The 23926-nt window shown below is 73.6% G+C and carries 21 protein-coding genes and 1 tRNA gene; 7 read left to right on the forward strand and 15 right to left on the reverse strand.

The features are described 5' to 3' along the window. Nucleotides 1-13: 13 nt before the first annotated feature. The gene (locus tag RLT57_RS26065) at nucleotides 14-688 is read right to left on the reverse strand and encodes an iron-containing redox enzyme family protein (RefSeq protein ID WP_311299688.1); all 675 of its coding nucleotides are present in this window, start codon (nucleotides 686-688) and stop codon (nucleotides 14-16) included. 738 nt (nucleotides 689-1426) lie between these two features. On the opposite strand from RLT57_RS26065, the gene RLT57_RS26070 reads away from it, so the two are divergent. Continuing rightward, nucleotides 1427-2224, forward strand: a complete 798-nt coding sequence (locus RLT57_RS26070) for an aminotransferase class IV (protein WP_311299689.1) — start codon at nucleotides 1427-1429, stop codon at nucleotides 2222-2224. A 7-nt stretch (nucleotides 2225-2231) separates the two neighbouring features. On the opposite strand, the gene RLT57_RS26075 is transcribed toward RLT57_RS26070, so the two are convergent. Next, a complete protein-coding gene (locus RLT57_RS26075) occupies nucleotides 2232-3137 on the reverse strand; it encodes a carbohydrate kinase family protein (RefSeq protein ID WP_399129422.1) in 906 nt (301 codons plus the stop codon). Next, nucleotides 3134-4081: a pseudouridine-5'-phosphate glycosidase gene (locus tag RLT57_RS26080; RefSeq protein ID WP_311299691.1), complete on the reverse strand. Its 948-nt coding sequence runs from the start codon at nucleotides 4079-4081 to the stop codon at nucleotides 3134-3136. Before RLT57_RS26080 ends, RLT57_RS26075 begins: the two co-directional genes overlap by 4 nt. A gap of 236 nt (nucleotides 4082-4317) precedes the next feature. On the opposite strand from RLT57_RS26080, the gene RLT57_RS26085 reads away from it, so the two are divergent. Beyond that, nucleotides 4318-4391 (forward strand) — tRNA-Met (locus RLT57_RS26085). 96 nt (nucleotides 4392-4487) lie between these two features. Here the strand turns inward: RLT57_RS26085 and RLT57_RS26090 are convergent. From RLT57_RS26090 to RLT57_RS33495, 9 genes are all read right to left on the reverse strand, one after another. Continuing rightward, nucleotides 4488-4760 (reverse strand): DUF6343 family protein, encoded by a 273-nt coding sequence (locus RLT57_RS26090; RefSeq protein ID WP_311299692.1) that lies wholly within the window; start codon nucleotides 4758-4760, stop codon nucleotides 4488-4490. Nucleotides 4761-5052: 292 nt separating this feature from the next. Next, nucleotides 5053-6408, reverse strand: coding sequence for an FAD-binding oxidoreductase (locus RLT57_RS26095; RefSeq protein WP_311299693.1), 1356 nt, complete (start codon nucleotides 6406-6408; stop codon nucleotides 5053-5055). Then, a complete protein-coding gene (locus RLT57_RS26100) occupies nucleotides 6408-7343 on the reverse strand; it encodes a D-isomer specific 2-hydroxyacid dehydrogenase family protein (protein WP_311299694.1) in 936 nt (311 codons plus the stop codon). Before RLT57_RS26100 ends, RLT57_RS26095 begins: the two co-directional genes overlap by 1 nt. After that, the gene (locus RLT57_RS26105) at nucleotides 7340-8464 is read right to left on the reverse strand and encodes an aminotransferase class I/II-fold pyridoxal phosphate-dependent enzyme (protein WP_311299695.1); all 1125 of its coding nucleotides are present in this window, start codon (nucleotides 8462-8464) and stop codon (nucleotides 7340-7342) included. The genes RLT57_RS26100 and RLT57_RS26105 overlap by 4 nt, the downstream gene beginning before the upstream one ends. After that, nucleotides 8461-9756, reverse strand: a complete 1296-nt coding sequence (locus RLT57_RS26110) for a serine hydroxymethyltransferase (RefSeq protein WP_311299696.1) — start codon at nucleotides 9754-9756, stop codon at nucleotides 8461-8463. The genes RLT57_RS26105 and RLT57_RS26110 overlap by 4 nt, the downstream gene beginning before the upstream one ends. After that, nucleotides 9753-11234, reverse strand: a complete 1482-nt coding sequence (locus RLT57_RS26115; RefSeq protein WP_311299697.1) for a phenylacetate--CoA ligase family protein — start codon at nucleotides 11232-11234, stop codon at nucleotides 9753-9755. The genes RLT57_RS26110 and RLT57_RS26115 overlap by 4 nt, the downstream gene beginning before the upstream one ends. Beyond that, nucleotides 11231-12574 carry an MATE family efflux transporter gene (locus tag RLT57_RS26120; RefSeq protein ID WP_311299698.1) on the reverse strand — a complete coding sequence of 448 codons (1344 nt, stop codon included), beginning with the start codon at nucleotides 12572-12574 and terminating at the stop codon, nucleotides 11231-11233. The genes RLT57_RS26115 and RLT57_RS26120 overlap by 4 nt, the downstream gene beginning before the upstream one ends. Before the next feature lie 707 nt (nucleotides 12575-13281). Next, nucleotides 13282-13893: a TetR/AcrR family transcriptional regulator gene (locus tag RLT57_RS26125; protein WP_311299699.1), complete on the reverse strand. Its 612-nt coding sequence runs from the start codon at nucleotides 13891-13893 to the stop codon at nucleotides 13282-13284. Then, complete coding sequence (locus RLT57_RS33495) at nucleotides 13881-14393, reverse strand: hypothetical protein (RefSeq protein WP_399129426.1); 513 nt, start codon at nucleotides 14391-14393, stop codon at nucleotides 13881-13883. Before RLT57_RS33495 ends, RLT57_RS26125 begins: the two co-directional genes overlap by 13 nt. A 242-nt stretch (nucleotides 14394-14635) precedes the next feature. Between RLT57_RS33495 and RLT57_RS26135 the strand changes: the two genes are divergently transcribed. Further along, complete coding sequence (locus tag RLT57_RS26135; RefSeq protein WP_311299700.1) at nucleotides 14636-16276, forward strand: ABC-F family ATP-binding cassette domain-containing protein; 1641 nt, start codon at nucleotides 14636-14638, stop codon at nucleotides 16274-16276. 128 nt (nucleotides 16277-16404) lie between these two features. After that, nucleotides 16405-16821: a hypothetical protein gene (locus RLT57_RS26140; RefSeq protein WP_311299701.1), complete on the forward strand. Its 417-nt coding sequence runs from the start codon at nucleotides 16405-16407 to the stop codon at nucleotides 16819-16821. 112 nt (nucleotides 16822-16933) lie between these two features. Here RLT57_RS26140 and RLT57_RS26145 read toward each other — a convergent pair whose 3' ends face one another. After that, on the reverse strand, nucleotides 16934-19009 hold the full coding sequence (locus tag RLT57_RS26145) for a putative Ig domain-containing protein (protein WP_399129429.1): 2076 nt from the start codon (nucleotides 19007-19009) through the stop codon (nucleotides 16934-16936). A gap of 374 nt (nucleotides 19010-19383) precedes the next feature. On the opposite strand from RLT57_RS26145, the gene RLT57_RS26150 reads away from it, so the two are divergent. From RLT57_RS26150 to RLT57_RS26160, 3 genes are all read left to right on the forward strand, one after another. Beyond that, nucleotides 19384-20199, forward strand: coding sequence for a TrmB family transcriptional regulator (locus RLT57_RS26150; protein WP_311299702.1), 816 nt, complete (start codon nucleotides 19384-19386; stop codon nucleotides 20197-20199). Nucleotides 20200-20389: 190 nt separating this feature from the next. Continuing rightward, nucleotides 20390-21277 carry a DMT family transporter gene (locus tag RLT57_RS26155; protein WP_311299703.1) on the forward strand — a complete coding sequence of 296 codons (888 nt, stop codon included), beginning with the start codon at nucleotides 20390-20392 and terminating at the stop codon, nucleotides 21275-21277. A 376-nt stretch (nucleotides 21278-21653) separates the two neighbouring features. Continuing rightward, nucleotides 21654-22124, forward strand: coding sequence for an ATP-binding protein (locus RLT57_RS26160; protein ID WP_311300876.1), 471 nt, complete (start codon nucleotides 21654-21656; stop codon nucleotides 22122-22124). Nucleotides 22125-22143: 19 nt separating this feature from the next. Here the strand turns inward: RLT57_RS26160 and idi are convergent, their stop codons facing one another. Then, nucleotides 22144-22755 (reverse strand): isopentenyl-diphosphate Delta-isomerase, encoded by a 612-nt coding sequence (gene idi, locus RLT57_RS26165; RefSeq protein ID WP_311299704.1) that lies wholly within the window; start codon nucleotides 22753-22755, stop codon nucleotides 22144-22146. 151 nt (nucleotides 22756-22906) lie between these two features. Further along, nucleotides 22907-23857, reverse strand: a complete 951-nt coding sequence (locus RLT57_RS26170) for a cation diffusion facilitator family transporter (protein WP_311299705.1) — start codon at nucleotides 23855-23857, stop codon at nucleotides 22907-22909. Nucleotides 23858-23926: the final 69 nt, after the last annotated feature.

A 23926-nucleotide genomic window follows, 5' to 3' on the forward strand; every position in this document is an offset into this window, starting at 1 on the left:
CGCCGCGCCGAATTCAGGACTTCTTGCCGACGGTCTCGTCGTGGAGTTCGGTGAAGTACAGGCCGATCAGATCGACGAAGTTGACCAGGTGCCGGGCGGCCGTGTCGAAACTGCCCCAGCCGCTCACCGCGCGTTCCACGGTCGACCACATCAGCTCGTCATGGTCGTGCGCCTCGTCGTAGGCGATATGCGCGTGCGAACCCCTGACCATGTCCTCTCCGAACACCTCGGCGGCGTACTTGGTGATGCCGGGGTTGTAGCGGTCGGAATACCACTCCACGAACCAGTTCCAGACCGTGGTGGGCAGCGGCCCGTCATTGTTGATGGAGAAGTACATGTAGCCCATGAGGTATTCCGTCGACGGTAGCGGGCGTATCGCGTCGATGTCGGCCTTGCTCAGCCCGAACTTGTCCAGGTCCTTGAGGAACATGCCCTCGTGGTTGTTCTCCTCGGCGAGGTAGCGGGCGAGCGTCGAGGCGAGCCGGTGGTCCTGCCAGCCGACCTTGTACAGGCCGTAGGCGTCGACCTCGTTGTTGAGACGGATCCGGAGCACGGTCTCGACCAGGTGCCGCCGGTAGTAGTCGCGGTCGGTCCAGGTCGTGTCGTGGAACTCACGCGCCCTGGGGACCTTCTCGAAAATCCGCTCCATCCGGGCCGCGGCCAGTTGTTCCATTTCGTCGCGCAGCATGACTGTCCCTTCGCTTTCCATAGCGGCTCGCAGGGAGGCGCGGACGGCTTTTACCGGACGCACGTGACGCGTGCCTCGGTTCATCTCCTGCCCACGCGTGTGCCGGACCTCTTGGCGGCGTCCGCCGGGCGCTGTGCCCGGCCTGAATCCGCCCGGCCCGCCGCGGACACCGAAAGTCCGACAGAGAATCCCATGATGGTGTGCGGGCCCCCGAGTTGTTCCTCCCCGGCGGCCCCGTCCATAACGTCGACGACTCTAACAGCGGGCCGGTGCGAGCCGGACGCGGATTTCAGCCAATTGATCGAACCGGATCACTGCGGTACCGGTACTCACTCTGGTACCGATGATCACTCCGGAGTGGCGGGGGCCGCTGTCCGGTGCGGTCCCGCGGTTCCGCATAAGACCACGTCCGGCCTGTGCCGTGCGGCCAACCGACCGGACATGCCCGACATCGTCCGCCTCCGTACCCGCCCCCGACCCGGGCGGGGCCGGCCCGCCCCGCCGCACCGCCCGCCGACCGCGCCGAGCGAGCCCTTATCCGTGCCCACCACGCCCGATCCGGCTCCCAGGGCCGGACAAGGCCCCTGCGGCGTCGCTCCGGCCGCCTGCTCGCCGCCCGCGGAACCCCCGGGTTTCTGGCGCGTTTCGCTCCTTGCGGGCGCGCGCCCGACCTGTATCGATCCCTGAGGCCGGGGCGGCGGCGTGTTTACGGGGGCGGACCGGTGGCAGGCTGGGACGGTGACCACGACTTCTGCCGCGCCGGTGATGGAGATCGACGGCGCGCCCGCCACCGCGGAGACGCTCGCGCCCGTACTGGCCGGCTACGGGCACTTCACCGCGATGCAGGTGCGCGGCGGGCGGGTGCGCGGGGCGGCGCTGCACGCGGCGCGGCTGGACGCGGCGAGCCGGGAGCTGTTCGGGACCGGGATGGACGGCGGGCGGTTCCGCGGGCTGGTACGGCACGCGCTGGCGAGCGCGGGCCGCGCGGACGCCTCGGTGCGGGTGAACGTCTTTCAGCCGAAGGAGGCACCGGGTGCCCCCGTCTGCGCGCTGGTCACCGTCGGGCCGCCGGCCGCGATGGAGCAGGGGCCGTACCGGCTGAAGTCGGTGTCCTACCAGCGGCCGGTCGCCCACCTCAAGCACGTGGGCGGCTTCGGCCAGGGCTACCACGTCCGCCGGGCGGCGGCGGAGGGCTGCCAGGAAGCCCTGCTGACCGGCCCGGACGGCCTGATCGCGGAAGGCGCCGTCACCAACATCGGCTTCGTCGAGGGCGGCACCGTGGTCTGGCCGGCCGCTCCCATGCTGCGGGGTATCACCCTTCAGGTGATGGAGCGCGAACTCACCGCGGCCGGCGTCCCGCAGACCGGCCGGCCGGTGCGGCTCGCCGACGTCGGCGGCTACGACGGCGCCTTCGTGCTCAACTCCCGCGGGATGGCGGTGGTCCGTGCCATCGACACCACGGCCGTACCGGTGGACGCCGAACTCCTGACCCGGATCAGGGCGTTGTACGACGCCGCGCCCTGGGACGCCTTCTGACGGCAGATCAGCGCGGCCGGCCGCCCACGACTGCCACCGCCGCGGCGCCCGTACGGCACCCCGCGGCCAGCGCCGACGGGAGGTCCGCGCCCGACAGGCGGGCGGCCAGCAGGCCGCCGGTGAACGCGTCGCCGGCGCCCGTGGTGTCCACCGCGCCCGCCGCGACGGCCGGCACGCGGGCGGCCAGCCGCCCGCGTGCCGCCGCCAGCGCGCCGCCCGCCCCCAGCGTCACCACCACCTCGCCACCGCAGCGCGCGCTCAACTCCGCTGCCGCCAGGGCCGGTTCCGACCGCCCGGACAGCAGCGCCGCCTCCGCCGCGTTGGGCAGCAGCAGATCCGTACCGGCCACGGCGTCCAGGAAGCGGGCCACCCCGAGCTGCCGGATGAAGCCCGCCGACGCCGGGTCGACGCTCACCGGGAGGCCGCGGGCGCGGGCCGACCCGGCCACCACGGCGGCCAACTCCCGGCCGGGGGCGGAGAAGAAGAGATAGCCCGACAGGTGCACATGCCCGGCGCCGTCCAGCAGCTCCTCGGCCCAGTCGGCCGGCCCGAGCCGTAGGGAAGCGCCGCTGTCCGTCACCAGGGTCCGCTCGGCCGCCGCGTCGACCAGCGCGATCACCATCGCGGTGGGCAGCTCGGGGTCGATCCGCAGCACCGGTTCGACGCCCGCCGACCGCAGTTCGGCCCGGTGCCAGTCCGCGCTGTCCGCGCCCACCCGCGCCAGCAGCCGCACCGCGGCGCCCCGACTCGCCGCCCAGCAGGCCACGTTGGCCCCGGCGCCGCCCGGCCGCAGCGCGATCCGGGCCGCCGTGTCGGTGTCGGGGGCCAGCGGCTCGGTGTGCCGGGCCACCACATCGGTGACCACGTCGCCGACCACCAGCAACCCGCCTCCGGGCGCCACGGGTGCGCTCATTCCCGCGGCCGCCGCGACCACCGCACCGCGATCTCCGCCGCCAGCGCGACATTGCCGCGTACCGCCGCGAGATTGGCCTCCAGTGAGGCGCCGCCGGTGTGCTCGGTGAGGTACGCCAGCAGGAACGGCGTGACCGCCTGCCCGGTGACGCCCTCCCGGCCGGCGGCGGCCAGCGCGTCGGCGAGCACCCGGTCGTGCAGGGCGGGGTCGAGCTGGAGTTCCGCGGCCACCGGATTGGCGACGATCAGCGCTGAGCTGTGGCCGCCCAGCGCGTCCTGCGCGGCCATCACCGCGGCGATCTGCTCCGGGTCCTCGACCGTCCAGTCCACCGGCTCGCCGGAGTCGGTGAGGTAGAAGCCGGGGAAGCGGCCGGTGCCGTAGCCGAGGACGCCGATGCCGAGGGTCTCCAGCCGCTGGAGGGTGGCGGGCACGTCCAGGATCGACTTCACGCCCGCGCACACCACGGTGATCCGGGTCCTGGCCAGCAGCGACAGGTCGGCGGACTCGTCCTGTACGCTCACCCAGCCGCGGTGCACCCCGCCGAGGCCGCCGGTGCCGAACACCCGGATGCCGGCGCGGGCGGCCAGGAAGGCGGTGCCCGACACCGTCGTCGCCCCGCTCGCGCCCGTGGCCAGTGCCGGCGCCAGATCCCGGAACCCCAGCTTGCGCAGGGAGGGGTCCTCGGCGATCCGCTCGACCTGGTCCTTGGCGAGCCCCACCCGCGGCACCCCGTCGAGCACCGCCACGGTGGCCGGCACCGCCCCGGCCGCCCGTACGATCCCCTCCAGCTCCCTGGCGACCTGGAGGTTGCGCGGCCGGGGCAGGCCGTGGGAGATGATCGTGGACTCCAGCGCCACCACCGGGGCCCGGCGGACCAGCGCGTCCGCGACCTCCTCGGACAGGGCGACGGCCCGGCTGCGCGGTGCCGAATGTTCAGTGCTCATGGCCCTTACCTGGCACATCACGGCCGCCGCCAAACCTCCGCCCCCCCCGCGGACCGCCCCCGGACCGTCCTCTGACCGGGGTCACGACGGCGGCTTCGCGGCTACGACGCGGCGTCGTCCCGATACGCCGGGTGTCCGCCGGGCCGGCGGCGGCCCGGCGGTGGTTCCCGGCAAGGGGGCCGCGCGGTACGCGATTTGGTCCTGGCGTGGACACCCCGTAGGGTGGTGTTCACCGACGCGGGGTGGAGCAGCTCGGTAGCTCGCTGGGCTCATAACCCAGAGGTCGCAGGTTCAAATCCTGTCCCCGCTACACATGCGAGGGTCCGGCGCCACGGCGCCGGGCCTTCTGCTTTCCCGGGTGTTCAGGTGTGCCGGTGTGCCGGCGCCGCGCGGACGGGAGGCCGTCTCATCGCCACCGCTTCCGCTCGGCCGGCCGGTACGGCGGCACCTCCCGCCCCGGCTGGTAGCGCGCCCCCTGCCGGATGCGCCGGAGCACCACCACCGCGTCGACCGCCGCCAGAGCGGCGACAGCCGCCAGCACCGCCGCCCTCCCCGGCCGTCCCGCCAGGGCGAAGCCGACGGCCGCCGCCGTCCCGCAGCCGACCCCGAGCAGTGCGAGCCCCAGCCGCAGCCGCAGCGGGCTGCGGGCCTGGACAGGTTCCGATCCGCCTCTGCGCATGGCGCCATCTCCTCCCTTCCAGGATCCACCCCGCCCCTGCCCGGCAAAACCTCCGCCAACCAACCACCTGGGCGGCGGAGCAGCGGCGCACCCGGCGGCGGGGCCGCTCCGCCGGCCGCCGCCCAGCCGCCGGCACGGGCGCCAAAGGCCCTCCGGCGGACCACCGGGCGGGCCCCCGGCTCCAGGGAACCCGCCGCGCCCGGGTGACCCGCCCGGGTGACCCGCCCGGGTGACCCCGCGCGACGCGCCGGGCGGGGCCCGCGGACCGCCGCAGGTACGCGGTCGGCGCGTCTCAGCCGGTCAGCGCGGTGCGGTGGCCGCGGGCGAACAGCCGGTCCGGGTCGTACGCGCGCTCCAGCCGGCGGAACGCGCCGCCGAGCACCGGGTCGTCCAGCGTCAGGCTCCGATGGGAGTCGGAGGCGTCGGAGTAGTTGGAATACGCCTTCGCGCCGCCGGCCGCCCGCAGGGTGTCAGCCCAGGTCCGGGCCCACCGCACGTGCGCGTCGTCGTCGCCGCGGTCCGGCCAGCGCGCCGACAGCAGTACGCCCATCCGGGACTCCCGCAGCGGGTACGCCGAGCCCTCGGCACGGGCCCGCAGCGTGTCGGGGTTGAAGTACTCCACGACGGCCGAGCACCGCGCGGTGGGCGCGGCCCGCATCGCCGCCACCAGCGTGTCCGGGTCGAGCGCGAGGTGCGGGAAGTGCACGGACTTCCAGTACCCGCGCATCGGCGGCAGGAAGGCGGAGTCGAAGTGCGCCTGCCACTCCCGGTAGTCGCGGGCCACGACATCCGACCAGTCGCCGCCGATCGCCTCCCTGATCCGGGCGGCCTGCGCGCCGTCGTCGTGGCAGCACAGGTCGACGGACAGTTCGGGGACGCCGTCGCGGTGGACCAGCGCCGGGGCGAGGGTCGTCGCGACCGGCGTGCGCTCCCGGAGCAGGCCGTGCAGCCGCCGCAGCACGCCGGCCGCCCGGTCCAGCGGGAAGCGTACGGAGCCGGCGGTGATCCGCGGCAGCGGGATCGTCCGGAAGCGCAGCTCCAGGACGATCCCGAACGCGCCGACCCCGCCGCCGCGCAGCGCGAAGAGCAGGTCGGGGTGCCGCTGCGGCGACACCTCCAGGACCCGGCCGTCGGCCGCCAGGACCCGGGCCCCGATCAGGTGGTCGCAGGTCAGCCCGTATTCGGCGACGAGCCAGCCGATACCGCCGCCGAGGGTGAGCCCGGTGACCCCGGTGTCGCTGACCGTGCCCGACGGCACGCAGCGGCCGGCCGAGGACAGCCGCGCGTCCAGGTCCGCCAGGCGCGCCCCGGGCTGCACCCGCACGGTGCCGGCGCCGGGGTCGGGGAAGACGCCCCGGAACACCGAGAAGTCGATCAGCAGCCCGTCCTCGACGGTGGAGAACCCGCCGATGTGGTGGCCGCCGCCGCGCACGGCGATGCGCACGCCGAGCTCCGCCGCGGTGCTGACGGCCTGGTGCAGCACCGTCTCGTCCAGGCTGCGCACGATCGCCGCGGGCCGGGCGTCGTGCATCCGGTTGTACACCGGCCGGGCCCGGTCGTAGCCGGGTGACGACGGCAGCAGCAGGCAGTCGTCGGGGACCAGGGAGCGCAGCCGCCCGGCCAGGGACCGGGCCGCGGTGCCGCTCATCACGCCTCCTGGTCCAGGACGGCGAGGAGGTTGCCGACGGCGGCGTCCTCCATACGCGACCAGGACGCCGCGGAGGAGGCGCCGATGTGGCCGGTGACGAAGAGCGGGCCGCCCTGCAGGCGCAGCAGGCCGGTGGGGTCGTCGGCCGCGCTCGGCAGCGGCTCCTGGTAGAACCCGTCCATGGCGGCACCGGTCAGCGCGCCCGTCTCCAGGGCCCGCAGCAGCGCCGCGGGGTCGATCACCCGGGGATCGGCGGTGCTCACCAGGTAGCGCGGGGCGGGCCCGGCGCCCAGCAGCCGGTCGTCGACCAGCCCGGCCGTCTGCTCGTTGAGCGCGCAGCAGACGAAGACGGTGGTACTGCGGGTGAACAGCTCGGCCGGGCCGACGTGCGCCAGGCCCAGTTCCCGCTCGGCCCGGGGCTTGCGGGTACGGGAGTGGTAGAGCACCTCGCAGCCGAAGCCGCGCGCCAGGATCCCGGCCAGCGCCGAGCCCGACGCGCCCAGGCCCAGCACCCCGACCCGCGCCCCGGTGAGTTCGGTGGACGCGCGTGACCGCTGCTGGCCGCCGCCGAGGTCGGGCAGGATCCGGCGCATGACGCCGAGGGCCAGCCCCACGGCGAACTCCGCGACCGCCGCGCCGTTCGTCCCCGGCGTGGTCAGCACCCTGATCCCGCGCTCGCGCGCCGCCTCCAGGTCGACGAACGAGCCGGCGCCGACGCCCATGAAGGAGACACACCGCAGCCGGCCGGCGGCCGCCAGTACGTCCTTCGACAGCCGCTCGTCGCCGCCGAGCAGGTAGTAGTCGGCCGCCGTGACGCGCCGGCGCAGCTCGTCGGGCGCCGGGGCGGGGCCGACGTGGTCGACCTCGACGTCGCGCCGGCGGCAGTAGTCGGCCAGCCGCGCGGGCACCGACCCGCCGGACACCAGGATCCTCACCGCCGCACCCGCCCCTCGAAGTAGTCGGCCATGATCGCCAGTCCGCGTTCGAACTCGCCGCGCGGCTTCATGAGGCTGATGCGTACGTTGCGGGAGCTGTCCGCCGCGTCCGGCCGGTCCCAGAAGAAGCCGCGCCCCGGCAGCACGCCCACACCGAGGGCGCGCAGCTCCTCCACCACGGCGCGGTCGCTGAGTCCGGTGCGGGCGGTGGACAGCCACTCCACGCTGATCCTGCTGGCCAGGGCCGCCGGCTCTATCAGGCCCTCACCGAGGGCCTGCCGCACCTGGGCCCGCCGGGTGGCGACCAGGGCGTGCACGGACTCGTGCAGCCCGCCGGTCCGCGCCTCCTCGAAGAAGTCGCCGAGGACCATCAGGGTGAACCGGGAGACGCACAGGTATATCTCGTTGTAGATCTCTTGCAGTGCGGCGCTGTGGTCGGCGGAGTACGTCAGCAGGCTCGCCTTCATGTCCTGCGTCGGGAAGACCTTGCCGGTGTCCTCGAAGACGATGTACGAGGCGCCGAGATCCTGCAGCACGCGGTAGGCGTCCCAGGTCTGCGGGTAGAACAGCCGGAAGCTCGCGTCGATGACGAGCGTGACGCCGTGGGCGACGCACGCCCGCACCACCGCGGTGAAGGCGTCCTCGGACAGGCTGGTGCCGGTGGGGTTGTTCGGGTTCACCAGGAACAGCACGTCGGTGTCGGCGAGCCGGCGCGCGAGCAGCCCGCCGTCGGCGATCTCCCGCTCCGCGACCGGATTCGGCCGCACACCGCGCCGCCACAAGATGAGCGCGAGGTTGTCGAACGTCGGGTGCGTCAGCAGGACCCGCCTGCCGGCCAGCTTCAGGTACGCGGCGACCAGGTCGATCGAGTTCGACGCGGTCGGCAGGATCAGGTGCCCCGCGGCCCGGTGCAGGCTCGCCGAGCCGATCAGACCGGCGTACCGCTCGACGTAGCGGTGCTCCGACTGCGGGATCGACTCGGCCTCCGCCTTGCGCCAGGTGGCGCCCAGCCGGTCGACGATGGTCTCCTGGCCGCGGGTGAGCCCCTGGTACGCGTGGCCGTCGGCGAGGTTCGCCGCGGTGCGGAACCCCATCTGCTCGTAGTCCGTCAGCGTCTTCACGCCTCGCTCCCCCCGTCCGCGGCCGTCCAGTCGAAGTCCGTGCTGCCGCGTACGTCGCCCGGCCGGTCACGGGTGACCAGCTCCGCGAACGCGGCGGCGCAGTCGTCGCGGTCATCGCCGGACAGGGCCCGCACCAGCAGGTCGGCGAGCGCGTCGGCGTCCGCGGTGTCGTAGCCGCACGAGGACAGCCAGGCCGTGCCCAGCCGCAGCCCGCCGGCGTCGTCGAACCCGCTGGAGCGGTCGTGCGGCAGCCACTGGCGGTTGGTGAGCAGGCCGAGGTCCTCCAGCAGCTCCTCCGCGGCGCGTCCGTCCCGCCCGAAGACCCGCTCGGTGTCCAGCAGCAGGTAGTGCTTGTCGCTGCCGCCGCCGACCACGGCACGGGCGTCGAACGCCAGCAGCCGCTCGCCGAGCGCCCGGGTCAGCGCGACGCTGCGCCGCGCGTACTCGGCGAAGCCCGCCGTCTGGCTCTCCAGCAGCGCCGCCGCCGCGTCGGTGAGCCTGCGCACGGGGAAGCTCGACTGCGTGCCCGGGTGCACCGCGGCGTCCATCCGGCCGGCCAGGTCCGCCCGGCACAGCACGGCCGCCCCGTGCGGCCCGCGCAGCGTCTTGTCCAGGGACATGGTCACCACGTCGGCCGGCCCCAGGTCGCACGGGAAGGCGCCGCCGGCGATCAGCCCGGCCTCGTGCGAGAGGTCCAGGTGCAGGTACGCGCCGACCTCGTCGCACAGCGCGCGCAGCGCCGCCACGTCATAGATCCACGGATACGACGACGAGCCGCAGACGACCAGCCGGGGGCGGAACTCCTTGGCCGCGCGCAGCGCCTCGTCGTAGTCGATCCGGCCGTCCGCCCCGACCCCGTAGAAGTCGAACGCGTACGTACGGCCGGAGAAGTTGTGCCGCATCCCGTGGGTGAGGTGCCCGCCGGCCCGGAACCGCAGCGCCAGCACCCGGTCGCCGGGGCGCAGCAGTCCGTGGTAGACTGCCTGGTTGGCCTGGCTGCACGAGTGGGGCTGCAGGATCGCGTGGTCGACGCCGAAGACCTCGCAGGCGACCTCCGCGGCGATCCGCTCCAGCTCGTTGTGCAGGGCCGCGCCGGCGAACGGCCGCCTGCCGACGATGCCCTCCTGGATCATGTCGCCGGAGTACGGGAGGGTGTGCCGCCGCCAGCCCGGCACGGCGTTGTCGCTGGCGATCAGGTTGATCACGGAGCGCTCGTACGCGTCCTGCCGGGCGCCGCTGTCGTACAGCTCGGCGCGCAGCCCGGACAGCCGGCCCGGGTCCGCCGGCCTCATCGGACGGCTTCCGGCGCGGTGCGCGGGGCGGTGCCGGCGGCCCGGGTCCACGCGCCCTCGGCGAAGATCAGCCGCCGCTTGCCGGAGGCGAACGTCTCGAAGGCGTCCACGTGCACGACGTCCACGTGCACCCTTTCGTGCAGGAAGAGGGACGGCAGCTCCCGGACGAAGGCGTCGAGGAGCGCGTTGTCCTCCCCGCGCCGGGCGGGGTCGGACAGCCGCAGGCGCAGCTGCACCCGGTCCGGCGCCGTCTGGACGAGCTGGTACTGCAGGACGTTGGACTCCTGGACCACCAGGGTGCGGTCGCACAGGCCGAGCACGGCGTCGGACGGCACCGCACGGCCGGGCCCGTCCCGCAGTGTCTCGTCCTCGCGGCCCCGGAACGCGTCGATCGTCCGGAAGCGCGAGCCGCACCCGCACGAGGCGCCGGGTGGCGCGAGGCGGACCACGTCCCCCTGGTCGTAGCGGATGAACGGCATGAACGCGTTGCCCAGCGAGGTGCCGACCATGTGCCCGAAACCGGAGTCGTCGGGCTGCGCGACCTCCAGGTAGGCGCTGTCCTCGACGAGGTGGTACCGGCGCTGCCGGCACTCGTAGGCGATCAGCGAGAACTCCTCCGAGGAGTACTCGTCGACCACCGGGACCCGCAGCACGCGGGTGTACTTCTCCCGCTCCTGCGGGCTGCTGCGCTCGGAGTTGGTGATGACCGCCTCCACGCCGAACGCGTCGAGTGCGACGTCCCGCTCGACGAGCCGCTGCAGGTAGCTGGGGAAGGCGAACACGATCCGGGGCCGGAGTTGCTCGAGGTGCTCGGTGAGCAACTCCGTGGGACACTCCTGCGCCAGGGTCACGTACGGGTAGTCGCCCAGCAGCGAGGTGATCCGCTCCGCGGCGAAGTACACCTGGTAGCGCCAGTCCTGCGGGCGCAGCTCGCTGCCCAGCGCCAGTTCGCAGTGCCGCATGTTCAGCACGGCCCGGTGGTCGACGCTGGCGTTGTCCTGGTAGATCGTCAGGTTCAGCCCGCTCGACCCGGAGGTGCGCGCCGAGTGCACGGTCCGGCGCGCGTCGCCCGCGGCCGTCGGGGGGCTCATACCGGCGTCCACGATCATGCGCTTGTTCACGACCGGCAGCTGTTCGAAGTCGGACCAGGTCACGATGTCCCCCGGCTCGAAGCCCACCGCCGCGTACAGCTCCCGGTAGAACGGGATCGCCGTGAAGGCCCCGTCCACCAGGGCGCGTACCCGTTCCAGCTGCCAGGCCCTGACCTCCTGCGGGTCCAGACGCACGCGGGCGCGAATACGCCGCTTCTCGCTTTCCCATTTGCGGCGCGTGCGCAGCTGGGATTTCGGGGTCTCCCGCACCTGCCGGTCGTTCCGGCGGATGTAGGGTCCGATTCTGTCGTTCGTCGTGGCGTCGCTCTCGATGTCGCGCACTTTGGAGTCGAGCAGAGCCGAATCCGGTGAGTACACCTCGGTCATTCCGGAGCCTCTTCCGTCGTGGAGTTGGCGAGACTGGCGATGTGCTGTCCGGTCCGGGCGAAGACGAACACCGCGATCACGCATCCGCCGGTGATCACCCCGAGCCACAGTCCGTAGAAGTCGAGCGGTGTGAGTTCACTCAGCAGGACGCCGGTGCCGAGACCGACGACCCAGTAACCCGCGGCCACCACGAGAGTGGGGAGCCGCGTGTCGGAAAGGCCCACCAGATATCCCATCGACATCGTGATGAGCGTGTCGACGACGAAGTAGGCCACCACAAGGAAGACGAGTTTGTGCAGCATTCCCTCCGCTTTCGGCTCGTGCAGCCCGAAGACCACCCGTCCGGTGAAGCCGGAGGAGGCGAGGATGACCGCGGACAGGCCGAGGGAGTAGACCAGCCCGATCAGCAGCAGGCTGGAGCGCAGATCGCGCAGCGCACGCCAGTCGCCGTCCGCCCGGGCCCACGCGGCCACGGTGGTCGCCGCGCCGGAGAAGCCCAGCGCGAAGACGACGACCAGGCTCTCCAGCCGCAGCCCGATCGCGTGGGCGGTCGTCGCGTCCGCGCCGAAGCGGGCGACGAAGAAGGCGAGTACGGGCAGGAAGCCCTCGCCGAGCAGGATGCGCGCGCCGATCCAGACGCCCACCCGGGCGAGGTCGAGCAGCATCGCCGGCCGCGGCACGAGCCGGGCGCCGCGCAGTGCCAGCTCCCGGAAGCCGCCGCCCAGCAGCACCGCCGTGACCGCCACGACGACGAGCGCCCGCACCAGCGTGCTGGCCAGGCCCGCCCCGAAGACGCCCAGGCCGGGCACCGGCCCGGCGCCGAAGGTCAGCAGGCACCCCAGGCCCAGGTTGACGGGGACGGCCGCCAGCATGACCCAGGTCACCGGCTTGGGGCGGCCCACTCCGGTCAGCAGGCCGCGCGCGTTGACGTAGAGCAGGAAGAAGGGCAGGCCGACGGCGGCGCCGGTGTTGTAACGCTGCGCGATCCGCGCCGAGGACGGGCTCTGGCCGAGGAGCGTCAGGATGTCACGGGTCTGCCACAGCACGGCCGTCCCGAGCAGCCCGACCAGCACGGCCAGCCACGCGCCCTGCACGTACCAGGTGCGCACGGCCCCCGTGTCGCGCGAGCGGTGCGCCGCGGCGAGCTTGGGGGTCGCGGCCGTGACGATGCCGAGGCCGAAGAGCATGGTCATGCTGAAGACGCTCAAGGCGAGCGTGACCCCGGCCAGTTCGCGCGCCCCGAGCCTGGTCACGAGCGCGGCGTCGGTGAAGGAGATGGCGAGCTGGGCGACGAATCCGATAGCCAGCGGCAGGCCCAGCGGCAGCACCTTCCCGGTCATTGCGGCGACCGAGCCGGGAATGTCGCCGCCGGGGCCGGGCGCCTCCGGTTCCGGCGGCCCGGTGTCCGTGGAAACGGCACGGGACCGTGCCCGTAAGAGGGGCGACAACGCCACCCGGAATTGCGGTGGCCGACCGGTGGCCGCCATGAACGCCCCTTTCCAAGGCAGTAGGACCGGGGCAGCTTGAATGTGCCGGAGCCAGGTCGGGGAGATCGCCGGAAGCCCGCGGGAGGGTTTACCGGAAACAATCATGGCCGTGGCTCGTCAAGGGTGCGGAGATGACACGGCGTCCCAACGCGGGCCGCTGCTGCGGGTTATGCCCGGCCGATCACCCGGAAGAGATCATGGCATCAGACCGACCGCATTCCCGGTCCGGCACGCGGAACCCGGGAAAACGTTAGGTCATCATGGGCGCTGATCCTGCCGGGAGCCGCAGGAGGTGTCAACGAGGCGTGGGAACCCTGTCCGAAAGCAGCGGCCGGTCAGGACGGGTGACGAGGCCGGAAAGGCACGGCGGGCGGTCCGCGGACGCGACCGGCGCACGCGGGCAGACGCCGGTCAGCCCACGTTCCCCGCGCGCGCCCCGGCCGGACCCGGAGCGCGACCGGCGGCAGGAGGGGCCGCGGCCGTCGCCTCCCGGCAGGCCGCGGCCCGGTCCGCGGCCCGAAACTGGCCGAACCTGACCGGCCCGGCGCCGGAGGCGGCGCTCAGTCCGCGTACAGCACCGCGTCCAGGATCTGCGCCCAGCGGCGGACGACCCCGCTACGGCGGGGCGAGTCGTCGGTGAGCAGGGCGGCCAGGCCCAGGCCGCGGGCCATGTCCAAGGTGGCCTGGACGGTCTCCCTGACGCCCGGTACGGACTCGTCGGCGCCCAGGAACTCCACGGCCAGCCGGTGCGACTCGCGGCCGATCCGCGACTCCAGGGCCCGCACCCGGGGGCGGAGCGACTCCTCCTCGGCGGCGGTCACCCACAGGTGCAGGGCGGCCCGGAACAGCGGCCCGGTATGGACCGCCACCAGCATGTCCACCACCGCGCGGGTGCGGTCGGGGCCCTCGCGGGGCAGTCTGCGGGCGCGGTCGCGCACCGCTGTCAGCCACTTCTCCGCGACGTGCTCGATGGCCGCGGCGAACAGCTCCTCGCGGGTCGGGAAGTGGTGCTGGGCGGCCCCCCGGGAGACACCGGCCCGTGCGCACACCACCGCGAGGGTGCTGCCGGACCAGCCGCGTTCGGCCAGGCAGGCGACCGCGGCCTCCAGCACCCGCAGCCGGGTGGCGCGGCTGCGGTCCTGCTTCGGCGCGCGCTCGGTCACGACCTCCATGACGGCTCCCGCCTCTCCAGGAACGCGCGCACGCCCTCGGCGGCCTCGGCCGAGGCGAACAGCCGGGCGCTGACCGCCGCCACGTCGGCGCCCCGCTCGTCGAGTGCGGCACGCAGCCGGCCGGCGGTGAGCGCCTTCGACTCGGCCAGACCCTGCGGGGAACCCGCCCGCAGCCCGTCCAGGATCGGCTCCAGCGCCTCCTCCGCGGCAGTCACCAGGCCCATGCCGACCGCCTCGGCGGGGCCGAAGGTCTCGCCGGTGGTGAAGTCGCTGCCCCAGACGGCCAGCGGCGACAGTTCGAGGAAGGGGGTGTCCGGGTCCAGCAGGAGCTCGATCCGCTCCCGGGCGAGCAGCCTGCCGCGCGCCCGGTGCCGCTCCCGGTACACCGGGCCGCCGCCGGCCAGCGCCTCGGCGTGCACGGACTCCACCTCGGCCAGCCGCTCCAGCATCACCGCCCGGCGCTCGGCGAACTCCGCGCCCCGGACGTCCAGCGCGCTCATGGCGCCCCCTTCCCCTGCGGCGACAGCGGCATCGACAGCGCCGCCGACCGCGGCTGGGACCAGGTCGGCGGCGGCTTCCACGCGGCTTCCACGGCGACCGGCGCAGCGCCCCGCACGGCGGCCGGCCGCCCGGTGTGCGACGAGCCTGGCAGCAGCCCGGAAAACAATCAAGCGTGCTTGCATGGTTTTACCGGATGTCCGATTCCGCGGCCCGCGGCCCGCCCGATAGGATCCGAGCCCTGATGAGTGCCACCCTCGTTGCCAAGAACCTCGCCGCCGGCCACGGCGACCGCCTGCTCTTCTCCGGGCTCGACCTGGTCGTCGCGCCCGGCGACGTGATCGGCCTGGTCGGCGCCAACGGGGCCGGCAAGTCCACGCTGCTGCGGCTGCTGGCCGGGCTCGCCGCCCCGGAGGACGGCACGCTGCGGCTCAGCCCGCCGACCGCCACCGTCGGCCACCTGCCCCAGGAGCCGGAACGGCGGCCGGACGGCGAGACCGTCCGGGAGTTCCTGGCCCGCCGTACCGGGGTCGCCGCCGCGCAGGCGGCACTCGACGCCGCCACCCGGGCACTGGTCGACCAGGCGCCGGGCGCCGACGACGCCTACGCGACCGGCCTGGAGCGGTGGCTCGCGCTGGGCGGCGCCGACCTGGACGAACGCGCCGAGGAGGCCGCCGCCGCCCTCGGCCTCGGCGTCGGTCTGGACCTGGAGATGTACGCGCTGTCCGGCGGCCAGGCCGCCCGCGCCGGGCTCGCCTCGCTGCTGCTCAGCCGCTACGACGTCTTCCTGCTGGACGAGCCCACCAACGACCTCGACCTCGACGGTCTGGAGCGGCTGGAGAAGTTCGTCACCGGCCTGCGCGCCGGCACCGTCCTGGTCAGCCACGACCGCGAGTTCCTGACCCGTACGGTCACCCGCGTCGTCGAACTCGACCTCGCCCAGCAGCAGGTCAACGTCTACGGCGGCGGCTACGCCTCCTACCTGGAGGAGCGCGACACCTCCCGGCGGCACGCCCGGGAGGAGTACGAGGAGTACGCCGGCACCAGGGCGGGCCTGGAGGCCAGGGCCCGGATGCAGCGCGGCTGGATGGACAAGGGGCTGCGCAACGCCGTCCGCAAGGCCCCCGACAACGACAAGATCGCCCGCAAGGCCCGTACCGAGAGCAGCGAGAAGCAGGCCGCCAAGGCCCGCCAGACGGACCGGATGATCGAGCGCCTCGACGTGGTGGAGGAGCCCCGCAAGGAGTGGGAGCTGCGGATGGAGATCGCCGCCGCGCCCCGCTCCGGCGCGGTGGTCGCCACCCTGCGTGGGGCCCGGGTCCGGCGCGGCGACTTCACCTTCGGCCCGGTGGACCTGCAGATCGACTGGGCCGACCGGGTGGCGATCACCGGCGCCAACGGCTCCGGCAAGTCCACCCTGCTGGCCGCGCTGCTCGGCCGGCTGCCGCTGGACGCCGGCGGCGCGACGCTCGGCCCCGGTGTGCTGGTCGGCGAGGTGGACCAGGCCAGGGCGCTGTTCCGGGGCGCTGAACCGCTGCTGGACGCCTTCCGGGCGCCGGCCCCCGACCTGGATCCGGCCGAGATCCGCACCCTGCTCGCCAAGTTCGGCCTCAAGGCCGCGCACGTACTGCGGCCCGCCGCCACCCTGTCGCCCGGCGAGCGCACCCGGGCCGCGCTGGCGCTGCTCCAGGCCCGCGGGGTGAACCTGCTGGTGCTGGACGAGCCCACCAACCACCTCGACCTGCCCGCCATCGAGCAGTTGGAGGCGGCCCTGGCCACCTATCAGGGCACGTTGCTGCTGGTCACCCACGACCGCCGGATGCTGGACGCGGTGCAGGTCACCCGCCGCGTCGAGGTCGCGGCCGGCCGGATCACCGAACGCTGACCCGGGCGAACGGGCAGCGCCGGCGGTCCGGCGGTCCGCCTCCGGCGGGGAACCGGTCGGGGCGCCGCCGCGTCACATCTGCGACCAGGACCAGGACCAGGACCAGGACAGGGGCAAGGAGGACGCGGATGCGCGCTCGGACGTCTGCCGCCGTGCTCACGGCGGTTGCCGCCGCCGTGCTGACGGCGGGCTGCGGCTCCTCGACGGGCGGGACCGGGTCCGGGTCCGGGTCCGCGACCACGCCGTCCCGACCGGCCGCCGGTATCTCGCCGGCCTGCGGCGACGCCGTGGTCACCCCGGGCGGCACCGCGCACGAGGTGTGCGTCGGCGTCGGCGGCACCCTGCGGGTGCGGCTCGGCGTCGGCGACCGGCCGGCGACCGAGAAGGGCGCCGCGCTCACCCCGGTCTCACCCGGCGTCTACCGCGGCGCCCGGGCGGGCAGCGCGGAGCTGAGCGGGTTCCGGCGGGTCTGCCCGGGGGCGAGGCCCGGCGGGCTCTCCTGCCATGCCGTCGCCGGGTGGCAGGTCACCGTGCGCGTGCGCTGAGCGGTGGCCGGGCGCGGGAAAGGAGGGACGCGGACCGGCACTGGGGGCCGGTCCGGGTCCCTCCGCTCTTCGCTTCCCTACCCGGTGTGCCTCTCCCGCCGTGCGAGCGGGGTCAGCTCGCGGTGACCGAGGTGTCGTCCAGCAGGAACGAGGTCTGGAGGCTGGAGTCCTCGGTGCCGGTGAACTTCAGCGTGACGGTCTGCCCGACGTAGGGCGTGAGGCTGACCGTGCGCTGGACGTAGCCGGTGCCCTTGTTGAGGTTGGAGTAGCTGGCCAGGGTGGTGGAGCCGGCCGTGACGGTGAGCTTGTCGTAGGCCGTGCTGGTCGTGGTCTCCGAGGAGCTGATGTAGAGGTAGTAGCTGAACGTCGCCGTGGTGCAGGTCGCCGGGATGGTCACCGACTGCGAGAGCGTGTCGGTGTGGGTGGTCCCGTAACCGTCCAGCCAGGCCTTGTACGAGCCGGAGTGGGCGGGCGCGCCGGTGCTGTTGTCGATCACGCCGGAGCTCTGGGTCCAGGCGGTGGCGCCGCTCTCGAAGCCGGGGTTGCCGAGCAGCTGGCCCGGGGTGCAGCCGCCGCCGGTGCCGGTGGTGATGGTCCAGGTGAAGGACGCCGAGCCGGTGGCGTTGGTGGCGTCGTGCACGGTCACCGTGACGTTGTAGGTTCCGGCGGAGGTCGGGGTGCCGGAGATCACGCCGGTGGAGGGGTCGATGGACAGGCCGGCCGGCAGGCCGGTCGCGCTGTAGGTCAGGGTCTGGCCGGAGGCCGAGTCGCCGGCCTGGATCGGCAGGCTGACCGCGGTGCCGACCTTGGTGGACTGGTTGCCCGGGTTGGTGACCGTCACCGTGTTGCCGCCGGTGGAACCGCCGTTGGTGAAGGCGGCGACACCGTTCGGCGTGCCGAGGCCGGTCGGGCCGTCGTAGCCGGTTTTGGCGGTGCACAGGTAGCTGCTGCTGCACGAGCCGTTGGCGCCGCTGGTCACGTCGTTGAGCGAACCGGTGTGGGCGTAGGGGTAGGAGGCGGGAACGGTGCCGGCGGCGGGGGTGCCGGCCAGCGCGTAGACGGAGGCGATGATCGGCGACGACGCGCTGGTGCCGCCGTAGACCTGCCAGCCGCTGGCCTGGTAGCTGTCGTACACCGCGAGGCCGGTGTTCGGGTCGGCGACCGCGGAGACGTCGGCGACGGTGCGCTTGGCGCAGCCGGTGTCGGTCTGCCAGCTCTGCTTGGTGTCGTACTGCGAGCAGCCGGAGCCCGCGCCCTCGCCGCCGGAGCTGCTGCCCCAGACGGACTCGGTCCAGCCGCGCGAGCTGCCGCTGGAACGGCTCAGCGAGGTGCCGCCGATCGCGGTGACGTACTTGGAGGAGGCGGGGTACTCGGCGCCGTAGCCCTCGTCGCCGGAGCTGACCGTGATGGCCACGCCCGGGTGGTCGAAGTACGAGGTGTCGTAGGAGGTGTCCGAGGAGGACTCGCTGCCGCCGTAGCTGTTGGAGACGTACTTGGCGCCGAGCGAGACCGCGGTGTTGACCGCGGTACCCAGGTTGGCCATGCTCGCGGAGGTCGCCTCGACCAGCAGGATGTGGCACTGCGGGCAGACCGCGCTGACCATGTCCAGGTCGAGCGAGATCTCACCGGACCAGTCGGGGTCGGCGGTCGGGTAGCTGGTGCCGCCGGTCTGGTTGACCTTCTTGAAGCAGCCGTTGGACGTGGTGCAGGACGGCAGGCCGTACTGCGAGCGGTAGGTGCCCAGGTCGGACTCGGCGTTCGGGTCGTCCTGCGCGTCGACGATGGCCACCGTGGCGCCGGAACCGGCGCTGGACGGCAGCGCGTAGGCGCTCTGCAGGTCGGTGGGACCGTAGCCGGACGGGGTGGCGTTCGGGGTGACGCCGAGGTGGTGCAGCACGTCGGTGCGCACCAGGGCGAGACACGACATGTAGCCCTTGGCGGGGGTCGCGCACACGCGCTCGCTCGATCCCGACGGGCTGCCGCTGGTGGTGGCGGTCTTCGTGACGGCCTTGGCCGCGGTGTGGGCGGCTGTGTGGACGGACGCCGGGGCGGCGGCGACGGAAGGTGCCGCGGTGGCCAGCATGCCACCGGCCACCAGGGCGCCGGTCGCGACCAGCGCGAGGGTGGCGCGGCGGACGGCCCTTCTGACCGGGCCGGGACTCATCGACTGCAATGAACTGCCCTCCATGGGGGGATCGGCTCCCGAGGGCGTCCGCACCGGAGTGGATATGTCAGGAGCATGACAATCGATCATGGTCGCCACGGTCCGTGAACAACCGATCACAGTGGCACGGCATCGCCTGGGACTTCGGGTGGCGCACGTTCACTGGTGATCTGGCGGTCGACGACTGCGAACTGGTGCTAACTGCCACCCCGTTGAGTGGTGACCGCTCTGAAGGTAGTGAGCGCAGTACCAAGGGACCACCGGGTAATGGCAAAGGATTCCCCTCGGCTTCCCCAGGTGCCCGCCGGGGGTGCCAACAGGCCAACCTGTGCCGTTCCGCGGTACGGACCGCGCCGCTCGCTTTGCCGGACGATCCGCGGCGTATACCTTGAGGCGCCATGGAGACGGAGGAAGGATCGGTCGGCGACCTTGTCGCACTGGGCCTGGCGCGTTACGAGGCACGGGTCTATCTCGCCCTCGTCCGGCGGGAGTCGTATACGGCGGCCGAGGTCGCCCGCGAGGCCGACGTCCCCCGGCAGCGGGTCTACGACGTACTCGACGCGCTGGTCCGGCGCCGGCTCGCCACCGCGCACCCCGGCCGGGTCGCGACCTTCTCCGCGGTCGCCCCGGAGTTGGCGGTCGCCCGGCTGATGGCCCTTCAGCGGGAGGCGCTGGAACGGCTGGACCGGGTGTCCTCCACCCTGACCGCCGCCCTCGTGCCGGTCTGGGCCGACGGCCGCACCCACACCGTGCCGCTGGACTACGTGGAGATTCTCCGCGACCCCAAGTCCATCGCCGAGGCGTTCACCGACATCCAGGCCCAGGCCAGGAACGAGCTGCTCAGCTTCTGCAAGCCGCCGTTCGTCGCACCGGCGCTGAACACCCCCGGCATCAAGGCGGTACGGCGGCTGCGCCGGGCCGGCGGCTCGGTCCGGGCGATCTACACCCACGAGGCGCTGGACGACCTCGACGTGCTGGAGAGCGTGCGCAGGTTCGGCGCGGCGGGGGAGGAGAGCCGGTTCGCCGCGGGGCTGCCGCTGAAGCTGGTGGTCGCCGACGCGTCGCTGGTGCTGTGCGACATGCCGGACCCGGTGGCCGGCACCGGCGCTACCACCGCCCTCTACATCGAGCACCCGGCGCTGGCCGCGTGCCTGCGGCTGGCGTTCCTGACGGTGTGGGAACACGCGGAGGCCGTCCCCGGGGCGCGGCCCTGAGCCGGGCGGGCGCCCTGCGGCGGCGGCCGTGGCCGCAGGGGGTCCCCCGTACGGTTGCGGTGTGCTGCCGGAAACACCGCTGACACGTACGGGTGATGTGTTTCCCGTCACCCGTACGCCGGGTCGGAAGGCGCCGCCGTACCCGCGCCGAACAGCCCGTTCGCGGTGACCCGGGCGTTACAGTGACCGCGTGGCCGTGTTTCTGCTCGGCATCGGAGCCGCCTGCTGCCTCGGCCTCGGCTTCGTGCTGCAGCAGCGTGCGGCGGCCCGCGCCCCGATCTCGGACTTCCTGTCCTTCCGGCTGCTGCTCGACCTGATCCACATGCCGGACTGGCTGCTCGGCGTGTTCCTGATGGTCTGCGGCCAGGTGCTGGGCGCGGTCGCCCTCGCCTACGGCGAGGTCTCCCTGGTCGAGCCGCTGACCGCCACCAACCTGCTGTTCGCGATGGCCCTGTCCCGCTGGCTCACCCGGCAGCCGCTGGGCTGGAGCGGCTGGGTCGGCGTGACCCTGCTCGCGCTCGGCGTGACCGCCTTCATCGTGGCCGGCCGGCCGCACGGCGGCGGACACGCGGCGGGCGCGCTGAGACATTGGCTGGTCTTCGGCGTCGTCGCCGGCCTCGCCCTGCTGCTCACGCTCAAGGCGCGCAGACTCCGGCCGGCCGGCGAGGCGGCCCTGCTGGGGCTGGCCGCCGGGCTGCTCTACGGTCTGCAGGACGCGCTGACCAGGGTCTGCGGTCAGATCGTCCAGGACGAGGGGACCGCCGACCTCTTCACGCACTGGCAGCCTTACGCGGTCGGCGGCATCGGACTGACCGGCATGCTGCTGGTGCAGAGCGCCTTCGAGATGGCGCCGCTGCGGATGTCGCTGCCCTCGCTCACCGCCGCGCAGCCGCTGGCCGGCATCGTCTGCGGCGTGGGCTTCCTCGGCGACCGGCTGCGCGTCACGGCCGGCGCGATGGCCTGGGAGGCGGTCGGCCTGGCGGCGGTCGTGGTCGGCGTGGTCCTGCTGGGCCGCCATCCGGCGATGCCCGCGGGCACCACCCCCTCCCCGCCGGTGGGCGCGACCAGGGCCGAGTGACGGGGAGGGTGCCCGCGGCCGTACCGGCGCCCCGCGCCCGTACCGGCCGGCCGTACCCGTAGCGTGCCCGTACCGCCCCCGCGCTGCGCGTGGACGAGGGCCGGGCGCCGGGCCTGACGCGGGCAACCGGACTCCGCGGGTCCTCCGGACCGGGGCCGGGCCGCGATCACATAAGGATCATCCGGCGGCGGAACCGTTCACCGCCCGGACGATGGCGTTCATTCATGTTCGGAGATGGGGCAAAGGTGCGGACTTACGGTCTCCTGCATGTGCATCCGCAACAGACGCCGACACTGTGAACCGTGAGGCGGAAGCTGCCGGACGTACGGCAGGGGACGCGGGGATATGACACCGGAAAGTGATGGTGGATGCGGTCATGGAGGTCCGCGGGAGCGTTCCGGCAGGTCAGGCCCCGACACCCAGAGCCTACGAGGGGGTGTGGCGGTCCACCGTCCCGGCCGTCGACTCCGCCGTGCCGCAGGTCCGGCACGGCGTCCGCACCCTCCTCGCCGACCTGGACGTGCCGCTGGACGACGACGTGCGGTGCGCGGTGCTGCTGATCGTCTCCGAACTGGTCACCAACGCGGTCAGGCACGCGGCAGTGCTCTCGCCGGAGATCTCGATCGAGGTCGTGGTCGGCGCCGCCTGGATCAGGGTCGCCGTCGAGGACAACCACCCCTACCGGCCCAAGGCGCTGGAGACCGACCACGCCCGTACCGGCGGGCGCGGGCTGCTGCTGGTGGCGAGCGTCACCGACGAGGCCGGCGGCTCCTGGGACGTCACCCCGACCGCGACCGGCGGCAAGGTGGCCTGGGCGGCGCTCCCGCTGCGCACCGCCCCCGGCTGACCCGGCCGGCCGCCGGGCCTCACCAGTCGCCCTTGCCCCCGGTCACCTCGCGCACGGTGGGCAGCACCGCGTCCAGCACCGTCTGGAACCAGGCCGAGAACGGGCCGCCCGCCCGCAGCCGGGCCAGTTCGAGCGGGCCGACGAAGGCCGTCTCCCCGATCTCCTCCGGATCCGGCAGCAGCCGGTCGCGGACCAGCCCGACGAAGAGGTGGTTGAACTCCTGCTCGACCAGCCCCGACGCCGGGTCCGGGTGGTTGTAGCGGACGGTGCCCGCCTCCCGCATCAGCGTCGGCGCGACCCCCAGTTCCTCGGCGGTCCGCCGGGACGCCGCCACGAACGGCCGCTCACCGGGGTAGGGGTGCCCGCAGCAGGTGTTGGACCAGACCCCGGGGGAGTGGTACTTGCCGAGCGCCCGGCGCTGGAGCAGCAGCCGGCCCTCGTCGTCGAAGAGGAAGACGGAGAACGCGCGGTGCAGCCGACCGGGCGCCAGGTGCGCCGACAGCTTCTCCGCCGTGCCGACGGTGACGCCGCTCTCGTCGACGAGTTCCAGCATGATCGGTTCCGCCACGCCGTTCGGGGACGGCGGTACGGAGACGGCGCCGGGTCGGCCGGGGGCAGGACTGGTGGGCATATCCATCCTTCGCGTTCGACGACAAGTGCTTAGTCTGCCTCACTCCGGCCGCGGTCCCGCGACCGCATCGCACGGCCCCCGCGGCGCCGCGCTCTCCGCCGGGAGCACGCGGTCCGCCCGGTACTCCGGGCCGCCGGGCCGGCGGGACGGCTCAGTGGCACAGGCGCGCTTCGTGCTCCGCGTGACCGGCCGGTTCCAGCTGGAAGGTGCAGTGCTCGACGTCGAAATGGGTGCCCAGACAGCCCTGCAGCTCGTGCAGCATCTTCTCGTAGCCGACCGTCTCCAGGACATCCTGGCTGACCACCACGTGCGCCGACAGCACCGGCAGGCCTGAGGTGATGGTCCACACATGCAGGTCGTGCAGACCCTCCACCCCCGGCAGCTCCTCGATGTGACGGCGGACCCGGCCCATGTCCACTCCCTTGGGCGCCGCCTCCAGCAGGACGTCCAGCGCCTCCCGCAGCAGCCGCCAGGTGCGCGGCACGATCAGTACCCCGATCAGCAGCGACGCCACCGCGTCCGCCTGCCGCCAGCCGGTCGTCAGGATGACCACCGCCGCCACCACGACCGCGAACGAGCCGAACGCGTCCGCCATCACCTCAAGGAACGCGCCGCGGACGTTCAGGCTCTCCCGCTGGCCGCGCATCAGCACCAGCAGCGACACCGAGTTGGCCACCAGGCCGATCAGGCCGAAGACGATGGTGGCCCCGCCCTCGATGGCGTGCGGGGTGATCAGCCGCCGCACGCCCTCGTAGAAGACGAACGCGCCGACGCCGAAGAGCAGGCCCGCGTTCAGTACGGCGGCCAGGATCTCGGCGCGCCCGTAGCCGAAGGTGCGGCGCTCGCTCGCCGGGCGGCCGGCGATCGCGATGGCCAGCAGTGCCATGGCGAGCCCCGCCGCGTCGGTGGCCATGTGCCCGGCGTCCGCGAGCAGCGCCAGCGAGCCGGTCAGTAGGCTTCCGGCCACTTCGGTGGCGAGTACCAGCAGGGCGATGCCGAGCGCGATCCGCAGGTTGCCGCGGTACGCCGCGCCCGCCGTGCGGTTCCCCTCCGCCGCGGCGGCCGGCCCGTGCCGGTGGCCGTGACTGTGCCCTGCCCCCATGGTCGCGGCCCCTTCCGCTCAATATGCACCGGTCTGCCGCTTCCGTCGGCGGTGCCCCGGCCTGTCCCG

The organism is Streptomyces sp. ITFR-21, assembly GCF_031844685.1.
In the GTDB taxonomy this organism is placed as follows: domain Bacteria; phylum Actinomycetota; class Actinomycetes; order Streptomycetales; family Streptomycetaceae; genus Actinacidiphila.